General features: G+C 63.5%; 11 protein-coding genes. All 11 read right to left on the bottom strand.

Features of this window, described 5'->3' with window-relative positions; genetic code table 11:
- Nucleotides 1-330 precede the first annotated feature (330 nt).
- On the bottom strand, nucleotides 331-1,119 hold the full coding sequence (locus DDE20_RS04940) for an amino acid ABC transporter ATP-binding protein (RefSeq protein ID WP_116557371.1): 789 nt from the start codon (nucleotides 1,117-1,119) through the stop codon (nucleotides 331-333).
- Between the two features lie 10 nt (nucleotides 1,120-1,129).
- Nucleotides 1,130-2,446, bottom strand: a complete 1,317-nt coding sequence (locus DDE20_RS04935; protein ID WP_116557370.1) for an amino acid ABC transporter permease — start codon at nucleotides 2,444-2,446, stop codon at nucleotides 1,130-1,132.
- Nucleotide 2,447: 1 nt separating this feature from the next.
- Nucleotides 2,448-3,701, bottom strand: a complete 1,254-nt coding sequence (locus DDE20_RS04930) for an amino acid ABC transporter permease (protein WP_116557369.1) — start codon at nucleotides 3,699-3,701, stop codon at nucleotides 2,448-2,450.
- A gap of 127 nt (nucleotides 3,702-3,828) precedes the next feature.
- Complete coding sequence (locus DDE20_RS04925; RefSeq protein ID WP_116557368.1) at nucleotides 3,829-4,845, bottom strand: amino acid ABC transporter substrate-binding protein; 1,017 nt, start codon at nucleotides 4,843-4,845, stop codon at nucleotides 3,829-3,831.
- A 223-nt stretch (nucleotides 4,846-5,068) separates the two neighbouring features.
- Nucleotides 5,069-5,794 carry an ATP12 family chaperone protein gene (locus tag DDE20_RS04920; protein ID WP_116557367.1) on the bottom strand — a complete coding sequence of 242 codons (726 nt, stop codon included), beginning with the start codon at nucleotides 5,792-5,794 and terminating at the stop codon, nucleotides 5,069-5,071.
- Nucleotides 5,791-6,438, bottom strand: a complete 648-nt coding sequence (locus DDE20_RS04915) for an HAD-IA family hydrolase (protein ID WP_116557366.1) — start codon at nucleotides 6,436-6,438, stop codon at nucleotides 5,791-5,793. Before DDE20_RS04915 ends, DDE20_RS04920 begins: the two co-directional genes overlap by 4 nt.
- Before the next feature lie 6 nt (nucleotides 6,439-6,444).
- Entirely contained in the window at nucleotides 6,445-7,482 is a 1,038-nt protein-coding gene (locus DDE20_RS04910) for an RluA family pseudouridine synthase (RefSeq protein ID WP_116557365.1), read from the bottom strand.
- The gene (gene crcB / locus DDE20_RS04905) at nucleotides 7,479-7,856 is read right to left on the bottom strand and encodes a fluoride efflux transporter CrcB (RefSeq protein WP_116557364.1); all 378 of its coding nucleotides are present in this window, start codon (nucleotides 7,854-7,856) and stop codon (nucleotides 7,479-7,481) included. Before crcB ends, DDE20_RS04910 begins: the two co-directional genes overlap by 4 nt.
- A gap of 52 nt (nucleotides 7,857-7,908) precedes the next feature.
- On the bottom strand, nucleotides 7,909-9,252 hold the full coding sequence (locus tag DDE20_RS04900) for a replication-associated recombination protein A (RefSeq protein ID WP_116557363.1): 1,344 nt from the start codon (nucleotides 9,250-9,252) through the stop codon (nucleotides 7,909-7,911).
- A 177-nt stretch (nucleotides 9,253-9,429) separates the two neighbouring features.
- Nucleotides 9,430-10,890: a trypsin-like peptidase domain-containing protein gene (locus DDE20_RS04895; RefSeq protein ID WP_116557362.1), complete on the bottom strand. Its 1,461-nt coding sequence runs from the start codon at nucleotides 10,888-10,890 to the stop codon at nucleotides 9,430-9,432.
- A 201-nt stretch (nucleotides 10,891-11,091) separates the two neighbouring features.
- Nucleotides 11,092-11,511 carry a 50S ribosomal protein L17 gene (rplQ, locus tag DDE20_RS04890; RefSeq protein ID WP_116557361.1) on the bottom strand — a complete coding sequence of 140 codons (420 nt, stop codon included), beginning with the start codon at nucleotides 11,509-11,511 and terminating at the stop codon, nucleotides 11,092-11,094.
- Between the last annotated feature and the right edge of the window lie 77 nt (nucleotides 11,512-11,588).

Here is an 11,588-nt window from a genome sequence, read left to right as displayed (position 1 = left end):
CGCGCCCGAGCCTGGGTGGGCGCTCCTGCCCTTGCCAGAAGGCGTTGCAATTCAAAGCACTCTTGTCGGTCGAGCCATACACTTCATCGCCGATGCGCCCTCCCGGGGGGAGGGTCGGGCGCGGCCCGTGGTGCCCCCGGGCGTAAGGGTAGATTGGTGCGGGGCAAAAAGGGGGCCGTGGCCCCCTTTTCTTAGCGTCCCAACCCTGACGCGGTGTTTAGGGCGTGTCGCACCCAATTGAGTTCACCTGTTGGCGTGAACGCATTGGCTTTGCCAACGCTGCCTCACCCCAACCGGTGAATGCCCGATCCGTATTGAGTGCGACACGCTTTAGTGCCCCAGAATCTGGCTCAGGAACAGCTGCGTGCGTTCGGATTGCGGGTTGTTGAAGAACTCGTTGGGCTCGTTCTGCTCGACAATCTGGCCTTGGTCCATGAACACCACACGGTTGGCCACCGCCTGCGCAAAGCCCATCTCATGGGTCACGCAGAGCATCGTCATCCCCTCTTCCGCGAGCTCGATCATCGTGTCGAGCACCTCTTTGATCATCTCGGGATCGAGCGCCGAAGTCGGCTCGTCAAACAGCATGATCCGCGGTTTCATACAGAGCGAGCGCGCGATCGCCACACGCTGCTGCTGCCCGCCCGATAGCTGGCCGGGGAATTTATTGGCCTGCTCGGGGATTTTCACCTTTTCCAGATAATACATCGCGGTTTCCTCGGCCTCGCGCTTGGGCGTTTTGCGCACCCAGATCGGCGCCAGCGTGAGGTTTTCGAGGATCGTCAGATGCGGGAACAGGTTGAAATGCTGGAACACCATCCCGACCTCGGAGCGCACCTTGTCGATGTTCTTCAGGTCCGACGAAAGTTCCGTTCCATCGACGATGATCTGCCCCGCCTGATGTTCCTCAAGCCGGTTGATACAGCGGATCAGCGTCGATTTGCCCGAGCCCGAGGGGCCGCAGATCACGATCCGCTCGCCCCTATTCACCGTCATATTGATGTCGCGCAACACATGGAACGCGCCATACCATTTGTTCATATTGGTAATCTGGATCGCGACCTCATCGCTCACCGTCATCTGGCTGCGGTCGATACCGCGTTCTGCCGTCGTGTTCATTGGTTTCTCCTTAACGGTGGTCGGTCTTCAGGCGGCGTTCAAGATACATCGAATAGCGCGACATCCCGAAACAGAAGATCCAGAAGATCGCGCCGATGAAGATGAACAGCTCCCAATAAATACCCTGCCAGTCGGAACTGGCGCGGATGGCACTGGACAGGCCGATCGGATCCAACAGGCCGATAAAGACCACCAGCGTGGTGTCCTTGAACAACCCGATGAAGGTGTTGACGATGCCCGGGATCGAGATTTTCAGCGCCTGCGGCATGATGATCAGCCGCTGTGCCTTCCAGTAATCGAGCCCCAGCGCATCGGCCGCCTCATATTGGCCGTTGGGCAAGGCCGCCAGACCGCCGCGAATCACCTCGGCCATATAGGCGGTGGCAAACAGCGTGACCATGATGATCACCCGCAGGATCAGGTCGAAATTGGTCCCCGGTGGCAGGAAGTAGTTCAGCAGCAAGGACGCGGTGAACAGCAGGGTGATCAGCGGCACGCCGCGGACGAACTCAATAAACACCACGCAGATGGTTTTGATCAGCGGCATATTCGATTGCCGCCCCAGTGCCAGCAGGATGCCCAAGGGCAGCGACAGGACAATGCCGGTGACGCCGATGATGATCGACAGCATAAAGCCGCCGAAGTCATTGGATTGCACCGCTTCCAACCCGATCGGGATCATGCTGTGCAGCGCTTCGGTGACCGGCCCCATCAGGTAGAACCACCAGATCAGCGGCGCGATGATCGCCGCGGCGCTGGTGATCAGCGTGCTATAGCCCGAGGTCAGCCGCGCGGCGATATAGCCGACGACAAACCCCGCTGCGATCATCAGCGGCAGCCAGACGGTGCCCCCCCAGAGCAGGAAAAACCCGATAAACGGATAGGCGACCGAGAAAAACAGCCATTTGCGCGGCACATTCGGGAACAGCACCGGCGCAAGGGCAACAAGCATCAGCACGAAGGCAAGGATCGGGCGCCAGTATAGCTCGGGCGGGTAGAAGCCGAACAAAAGCTGGTGCCAGCGGTCGTTGATCACCCCCCAACAAGCGCCGAAAGTGCCATGTTCATTGACCGCGCCGGCGGCGGCGAGGATCTCACGGCATTGCGCCAGTGATTCCGCCTCCCAGACCGAGTTGAGCAGCCAGGGGCCGATGGCCATCACCGCCCAGGCGATCACCGCCAGCGAGATCACCGTCAGGATCGTATTGACCCAGCCGCTGAACAGATTCTCGCGGACCCAGCGCACCGCGCCGACCTCCGAGACCGGCGGCGCCTGTTCGCCCAGCATTTCGGTGCGGACATAGTTGAGACCATGATGCTCTTCCATATCAGCGCTCCCTCAGCTTGACGCGGTTGTTGTAGAGATTCATCGCCGAAGAGATCAGCAGCGACAGGAGCAGATAGATCAGCATCATCAGCCCCATCCCCTCGAGCTCACGCCCGGTCTGGTTGATGGTGATCCCGCCCAGCGTCGAGCGCAGGTCCATATAGCCCACCGCCAGCCCCAGCGAGGTGTTCTTGGTGATGTTGAGATATTGCGAGATCATCGGCGGGATGATCACCCGCATCGCCTGCGGCAGAATCACCAGCCGCATGGTTTTGCCGGGCTGGATGCCAAGCGCGGCGGCGGCCTCGGACTGGCCCTTCGAGATCGCCATGATCCCGCCGCGCACCACTTCGGCGATAAAGGCGCCGGTGTAGAAGCTTAAGCCCAGCCACATCGCGATCAGCGAGGACCGCATATGGATGCCGCCCCTGAAGTTGAACCCCGCGAGCGCCGGATAATCGAGGTAGAACCCGAGCGCGACCAGCAGCACAATCGCCGGACCAAAGAGGATCAGGATCGATTTCCACCATGTTTTGGGGCGCACGCCGGTGGCGTTTTGCACCTTGGTGGCATGGGCGATCAGCCGCTTGTTGGCCCAGATCGACAGCACCACCACAAGGATAAAGGCAATCGCATCAAGGCTCGGCGCGACAAACCCGAGATCCAGCGTGCCGAGGCTGCGCTCGAACTGCGGGGCGGGGATATAGACGCCGCGGTTGGTGATCGCGACGCTGTCAAAGACCTGCATCGTCGCCTCGGGCGTATCGCCGCGGAAGTCGCGCGGCGCGGGCATCGATTCGGCCATGATCGCGCCGAAGACCACGATCCACAGCAGCGCCGGGATGTTGCGGAAGGTCTCGATATAGATGGTCATCAACCGGCCGATGATCCAGTTATTCGACAGCCGCAGCACCCCCGCGATCACCCCGAGGACGGTCGCGGTGACACAGGCCATCACCGCCAGGATCAGCGTGTTGAGCAGCCCGACCCAAGCGGCGCGCGCATGGGTGCTGGTAGAGGAATATTCGATCGGGCGCTGCGAAATATCGTAGCCCGAGACGTTCCATAGAAAGCTGAACGAGAAATCCTTGCCCAGAGCCGCGAGGTTGCGGATCGTATTGTCGACCAGCCAGGCGGCGCCCAGCATCAACAAAAACAGTGCAAAAATCTGAATAGTGTAAGAACGATACCGCGTATCATAAAGCAGCATGCTCAAGCGAAATGACCCTGTCGGAGCCCCGCTGTCCATCGCCATTATATATCTCCCTGCATCCGTGCGCTTTTGTTTTTTTCGCAGCCCCGATGAGGCGGCAAGCACGTTTATGCGTTGTCTCTAAAAGAGAAACGGCGCGCGGCCCGGAGACCGCGCGCCGAACCGATCCTTAACGGAAGGGCGGTGCGTACATCAGACCACCCTGGGTCCATTGTGCGTTGAGACCGCGGGCCAGACCGACCGGCGTTTGCTCGCCGATGTTGGCGGCAAAGATCTCGCCGTAGTTGCCCGAAGCGGCGATGGCGCGCACGGCCCAGTCAGCCTCGAGACCCAGCATTTCGCCGAGCGACCCTTCGGTGCCCATCATCCGGTTGATCTCCGGATTGTCGGTGCCGGCGGTCATCTGGTCGAGGTTGGTCGAGGTGATGCCCAGCTCTTCGGCGGCGACCAGCGCGTTCAGCGTCCAGCGGACAATGTCGGCCCATTCGTCATCGCCCTGACGGACCAGCGGACCGAGCGGCTCTTTCGAGATGATCTCGGGCAGAATCACGTGATCGCCCGGCGCGCTGAACGAGGCGCGGGTTGCGGCGAGGCCCGAAGCATCGGTGGTATAGGTGTCGCAAGCGCCGGCCAGATACTGCTGCTGCGCTTCGGCGTTGGTCTCGATCGGCACCGGCTCATAGGTCATGTTGTTAGCGCGGAAGAAGTCCGCGAGGTTCAACTCGGTGGTGGTGCCGGTCTGGATGCAGACCGTGGCGCCGTCGAGTTCGGTGGCCGAGGACACGCCCAACTCACGGTTGGTGATAAAGCCCTGACCGTCGTAATAGTTCACGCCGACAAAGGTAAAGCCGAGGTCAACATCGCGCGACAGCGTCCAGGTGGTGTTGCGGGCCAGCATGTCGATCTCGCCCGAGGCCAGCGCGGTAAAGCGGGTCTGGCCGGTGGTCGGCACAAAGTTCACCGCCATCGGATCATCAAGCACAGCCGCGGCCACCGCGCGGCAGATCGCCACGTCAAAGCCCTGCCATACGCCATTGGCGTCAGGCGCGCTGAAGCCGTTGACGCCGGTCGAGACGCCACAGTTCAATGTGCCGCGCTCTTGCACGTCTTCCAGCGTCCCGGCCGCAGCCATACCGGCAGCCAGGCCGGCGACGGTCAGCGTCCCGAGAAATACAGATTTTTTCATTTTTACCTCTTCCTGTTGTCTTCACCGCCTGAGCGGCCGCCCCCCAAAGACCGGAGGACCTTGAATACCGGAGTTACCGGCGCAACATCGCGCAAAGCGATGAGCCGCATGTCGCGGCCTTGCAGGTTAAATCTGATCGGAGATTTCGGATGCGTCAAGTACATCCTTCCCGCTGCGCGCATTACGCCAAGGAAAAGACCCGTCAAAACGCAGATTGTGGCGGTTATTTTAGCAAGCTGCTGTCTGTGGTGCAGGCGTTAAAATAGCGCCCGGCATTGAGGAAGGCAGCGCGGCGCGTGGCGATCAATTCGGCGGCGTCTTCGTCGGCGCCCCATTGCTCGATCTGCCAATCCTCATCAAGCTGCGAGGCCTGCCAGAGGGTCTCAGGGTCGCGGTGATTTTCCGCCGCTGCCAGCCCGATCACCAGAGAGCCCGAGACCGCCACAAGGTCATGGAATGCCGCCAGTTGAAACGCGGTGAACTGCGCAACATGGGCGCCGAGACGCTGGGTAACCTGTTGATCTTGCGGGGTTGGCATCACGCCGGTGGTGATATTCCAGGTGACCCCGAAACGCTGGCTGGCCCAGTCAAGCAGCGGATCCCAAGCCGCCGCCTGCCGCGCGATCAGCGCCTCGGGGAAACTGGCGCGGTAGCACAGAAGATCGGTCTCGCCGTAGGCCACCAGCATCGCCGCGACCTCGTCGAATTGCGTCGCCACCTTGTCAATCGCGGCATTGGCAAAGCGGGTGGCGGGCATGGTCTCGGGGTCGATTTTTTCGCCCTGCGCCTGCCATTCCGCCGCGATCATCTCGGCAATTGCGCGGGTCGGCACCAAAAGCGGCGCCTTGGCGGGGGTTTTTACCTCGCGCCCGTCCAGTTGCACGCCGAATCCGTCTTTGGTTTCGGTGATCTCGGTTTTGGTCCAGAAGCGTTTGCGGGACGTGCTCATGACGGGCTCCAGAGGCTATCAATGGTCGCCGGCAGGGCGGCGAAATCGTCGATCAGATGGTCGGCGGCCGCCAGCGCGGTGACCGGATGATAGCCCCAGCTGACGCCGATGGTATGGACACCGGCGGCGCGGCCCATCTCCATATCAAAGCTGGTATCGCCGATCATCACGGTGTTCTCCGGCGTGGTTCCGGCCTCGCGCATCGCCGTCAGCACCATCGAAGGGCTGGGTTTGGACGGGTGATCATCGGCAACCTGCGTGGTGACGAAATAGCCGTTGAGTTCATGCGCGGCCAGCACATGGGTCAGCCCGCGGCGCGATTTGCCGGTGGCGACGCCCAGAAACATCCGCTCGCGTCCGGCCAGCGCCTCGATCGCGGCGCGGGCACCGGGGTAGAGCGGCGAACCGGCGTCGGCGCGCAACTGGGTAAAACTGGCTTTATAGGCGGCGACAAGGCGCGGATGGTCGGCCTCGGGCGCCAGCTGCGCCATCGCCTGCGGCAGCGACAGGCCGACAATGCCAAGGATCGCCTCATGCGGCGGGCAGGTCAGACCGCATGAGGCGAAGGCAAAACCCATCGCCCCCGCGATATGCATCTGGCTGTCGACCAGCGTGCCATCAACGTCGAAAATAACCAGTTTCATCGCGTCTCAGAGGTCCTCGAAGGGATCGGCGGGCACATCGCTCTCGCGCCAGCCCAGCGTTTTCCAGCTGCGCGCCATATGCGAGGGCAAGGGCGCGGTGAGGTTGATTTCATCGCCGGTGATCGGATGGGTAAAGCGGATCGAGCGGGCGTGGAGATGCAGCTTGCGGCTGATATCACCGCCGAGTTGCGCGCCCCAGCCATCGCCGAGGTTTTCCTGCCCCGAGCCGCCATATTTACCGTCGCCGACAATCGGATGCCCCAGTTCGGCCATATGCGCGCGCAGCTGGTGGGTGCGGCCGGTGATCGGCACCAGCGCCATCCATGCGGCGCGGCTACCCAAGCGTTCGAGCACGGCGAAATCGGTGGTCGCGCGTTTGGCGCCGATGGTGTCGTCGATGTCGCGCGGATGGATGCAGCGCATTTTCTCGGCGCCGTGGCCGCCGGTTTTCACCAGACCAAAGCGCACCGTGCCCATTGCCGGCGAGGGCACACCGGCGACAATCGCCCAGTAGATCTTGCGGGTGCTGCGGTTGCGAAACGCCTCACCGAGACGGCGGGCAATGCGCGGGGTGCGGGCCAGTAGCAGCACGCCAGAGGTGTCCTTGTCCAAGCGATGCACCAGCACCGGCCGGTCTTTGTAGCCGAATTTCAGCGCCTCGGTGAGCCCGTCAACATGGCGGTTGCCCTGCCCCGAGCCGCCCTGCGAGGGCAGGCCCGGCGGTTTGTTCAGCGCGATGATATGCTCGTCCTGCCAGAGCACCGCCTCCTGGATCATCCGCGCGTCGGCGTCGGCAATCGTCTCGACCTCGACGCGCACCGGCGCCGGAGCCTGCCCCGCCGGCAAGGGCGGCACGCGCACCTTCTGGCCCTCTTCGACACGGTCCGAGGCTTTCACCCGCTTGCCATCAAGGCGCAATTCGCCCTTGCGGCAGAATTTCTCGACCATGCCCTGGGTGACCTGCGGAAAGCGTTTGCGCAGCGCGCGGTCAAGCCGCTGGCCGGCCTCGTCTTCGGTGATTTCAATATGTTGGACACCGCTCATGCGATCAGGCTCCGTGCAAGGATCAAACCGGCGGCAATTGCCACCAGCGACAAGATAACCGATGCCATGACATAGGCTCCGGCGGCCCAGGTTTCGCCGCGCTGCCAGAGGGTCAGCGCGTCCAGCGAAAAGGCCGAGAATGTGGTGAAACCGCCCAGCAGGCCGGTCATCAGAAAGGGCGCGTAACGGGTGCCGTTGACCTGCGCCAAAACCACCACCACAACGCCCATGACAAAGCTGCCGATCACATTGACCGCCAGCGTGCCCCAAGGGAAACCGGCGCCCAGAAGCCGCAGCGCCGCGAGGCCGGTCAAATACCGGCACGAGGCCCCCAAAGCGCCCCCGAGTGCAACCTGAACAAGCGTTCCCATCATCGGCTTGCCTTGAACCGGGCATGGCGCAAAGTCAACCCAAAGCCCTTTATTCTCAGGTGCCGCGCTCGCCTTGGCGCTTGCTGCGCAGCCGCGCGAAATACTCGACGCGCTTTTTCAACTCGCGCTCGAACCCGCGTTCGGGTGGCGCATAGAGCACCGGCCGTTTGACCCCGTCGGGAAAGTAGTTCTGCCCCGAGAACCCGTCCTCGGCGTCATGGTCATAGGCGTAGCCGGCGCCGTAGCCCTGCTCTTTCATCATTGTCGTCGGCGCGTTGAGGATATGCGCGGGCGGCATCTCGGAGCCGGTCTTTTTGGCCAGCCGCCGCGCCGCGTTATAGGCCATATAGACGGCGTTGGATTTCGGCGCCAAGGCCAGATAGGTCACCGCGCCGGCCAGCGCCAGCTCGCCCTCGGGGCTGCCCAGACGCTCGAAGATCTGCCAGGCCTCAAGGCAGCGCGCCTGCGCTTGCGGATCGGCCAGACCGATGTCCTCGATCGCCATACGGGTGATGCGGCGGGCCAGAAAGCGGGGATCCTCGCCGCCCTCGAGCATCCGCGCGAACCAATAGAGCGCCGCGTCGGGGTCCGAGCCGCGCACCGATTTATGCAGCGCCGAAATCAGGTTGTAATGCTCTTCGCCGTTCTTGTCGTATTTCGCCGCGCGCCGCATCAGACGTTTCGACAGGCTCTCGCGGTCCAGGGGCGCCTTGAGCCTCCACGCCATCACCTGCTCGATCAGGTTAAGGAGCGCGCGCCCGTCGCCATCGGCCATTTCCAAAAGCGCCTCACGCGCCTCGGCTTTCAGCGGCAGCGCGCGATCCAGCGCCCGCTCGGCGCGCTGGGTCAGCAGCTCCAGATCGGCTAGCGTCAGGCGGGTCAGCACGATCACCTGCGCGCGGCTCATCAAGGCGGCGTTTAATTCAAATGAGGGGTTCTCGGTGGTGGCGCCGACCAACAGGATCGTGCCGTCCTCCATATAGGGCAGAAACCCGTCCTGCTGGGCCTTGTTGAAGCGGTGGATCTCATCGACGAACAGCAAGGTCCCTTGCCCGTTGCCCCGCCGCATCCGCGCCGCCTCGAAGACCTTGCGCAGATCCGGCACGCCGGTGAAAATCGCGCTGATCTGGACGAAATGCAGGTCGGTGGCCTGCGCGAGCAGCCGCGCGATGGTGGTTTTGCCCACCCCCGGCGGCCCCCAGAGGATCAGGGACGACAGCGCGCCCGCCCCCAGCATCGCGCCCAAAGGGCCATCGGCGCCCAGCACCGCGCCCTGCCCGATCACCTCGGAGAGCACCTGCGGGCGCAGCCGGTCGGCCAGCGGGCGCGGGGCCTGCGTCTCGTCGGTCGGCGCGTTGGCGGTCTCGCTTGCCGCAGAGGTATTGAACAAATCAGCCATAGTGCCAGATTACGCCGCAAGCGCCCTTTATGCCATGCGAATAAACACCGCGAAGCAGGTCGCGCCACCCTGCCCCATCAGGCACGCCCCGCCCCGTCATCTGTCGATAAATATCCCGGGGGGCGGCGCAGCCGCGGGGGCAGAGCCCCCTCCACCCCTGCCCCTAAACGCAGCGCCTCACAGCCGGAAGCGCAACAGGCTGCGCTGCCCTTCGCGCAGAATCTCGATCTCCCAATAGCGCGAGGGATCGCGCAGGAGCCGCTCGAGATCGCGGCTCGACATCACCGGCTGGCGGTTGACCGACAGAAGCACATCACCGGCCATCAGACCGGCGCGGGCGGCGAGGTCGCGGGCTTCGACCACCACCACGCCATTGGCCTCGGGGTGCAGGTTGTATTCGGCGATCACCGCAGGATTGATGGTCTCGGCCACCAGCCCGCGCAGGGCCAGATCGGTGATGGTGACACGGTTGCGGGCGGGGGATTCGGGCGGTGCGGTGAGGATCAGGTCGGTGCTGGAATGGGTCTGGCCGCGCAGATAGGACAGTTCGACCTCGCCGCCGATGCCCTGCGCCGAGAGGCGGAACATCATTTCCTGCGGCGAATTCACCGCCTCGCCATCGACCGCAAGCACCACATCACCGACCCTGAGCCCCGCCGCGCCCAAGGGGCTGCGCGGGTGCATCTGGGCGATCACCACGCCCTGCGGCAGGCTGAGGCCAAACCCCTCGGCCAGCGCCGCATCCACCGCCTGACCGGTGATCCCGATCCATGGCCGCATGAACTGGCTGCGCCCCTCGCGCGCCTGCGCCACCACCTGTTCCACCAGATTGGCGGGGATCGCAAAGCCGATACCATTGGAGCCGCCCGAGCGGGTCAGGATCGCGGTGTTAATGCCAACCAGACGGCCCTGCATATCGACCAGCGCGCCGCCCGAGTTGCCGGGATTGATCGCCGCGTCGGTCTGGATGAAATAGCCGCGCCCCGAGCCCATCGCGAGGCCGGATCGCGCCAGCGCCGAGACGATGCCGCTGCTCACCGTCTGGCCAACGCCGAAGGGGTTGCCGATGGCCAGCACCAGATCGCCGACCTCGATATTATCCGAATCGGCCAGGTCGATCACCGGCAGATTGGCCGCGCCGCGCAGTTGCAGCACCGCCAGATCGCTTTCGCGGTCGGCGAGGATCACATCGGCGGCAAATTCGCGGCGGTCGCCAAGCACCACGCGGATATCATCGGCGCCGCCGACCACATGGTAATTGGACACCACAATGCCGTCTGCCGAGACGATCACCGCCGAGCCGAGCGCGTTTTGCACCCTTGGGGCGGCGCGGCCACGGTCGCCGAACAATTGCCCGAACAAAGGATCGTCAAAGAACGGATTGGGGCGGCTTTCCACAATCCGGCGGGCATAGATCGAGGCCACCGCGGGGGCGGCCTGACGCACCACCGGCGCATAGCTCAGGCTGATCTGCGCGCGGCTTTGCGGCACCTCCTCGGTGATCGGCGCGGGCGCGACGGTCTGCGCCGCGGCGCCATGTGACAGGTGATGGGCGAGCGGCGCGCTGCCCCCCGCTGCAATGAACGCGCCGAGGCCGATAACCGCCAGCGCCCCTCCGACCAGAAAGAAACGTCGCATTGCGCCCTCCGTAGATGCCAAAATCGAAATCAAATTGCGGGTCCGACAGATAATGGGGTCGGTGCACGGGTGATTCAACGCGGGCGCACGCCGATGGCGGCGCCCTGCTGTTCAGTGCAGAAAAAAGCCCCCGCTGCCAAGGCAACGAGGGCTCAATTTTTCGTAAGTCGTGCCTAGTTGCTTGGCCTAGGTGCCGATTGCTTACGCTTCGGCGTCGTCAGCCGCATCTTCGCGGGCGCGGTCGGCGGCGCCTTTGGCCTCGACGTCACGCTCGACAAATTCGATGATCGCCATCGGTGCCATATCGCCATAGCGGAAACCGGCGCGCAGCACGCGGGTGTAACCGCCCTGACGCTCGGCATAGCGCGGGCCGAGGACTTCGAACAGCTTGGCGACGTCCTTGTCCTGCTTGAGCATCGCTGCGGCCTGACGGCGGGCGTGCAGATCGCCGCGCTTGGCGAGGGTGATCATCTTCTCGATGATCGGGCGCAATTCTTTGGCTTTCGGCAGCGTGGTCTTGATCTGCTCGTGCTCGATCAGCGAGCCACACATATTCGAGAACAGCGCTTTGCGGTGTTCATGGGTCCGGTTGAGGCGGCGGTAGCCACGGGCGTGACGCATGGTGTATCTCCTATTAACGTCGTTTTGCTTTGTCCGGCGGCCCCTGCGTGAGGACCGCTCTCCTTGCGGGTGATATC

Origin of the sequence: Pararhodobacter oceanensis (genome assembly GCF_003076755.1) — a bacterium.
Classification (GTDB): Bacteria; Pseudomonadota; Alphaproteobacteria; order Rhodobacterales; family Rhodobacteraceae; genus Pararhodobacter; species Pararhodobacter oceanensis.
The sequence above is the reverse complement of the archived record's forward strand: the minus strand, read 5'-3'. Positions and strand labels throughout refer to the sequence as shown.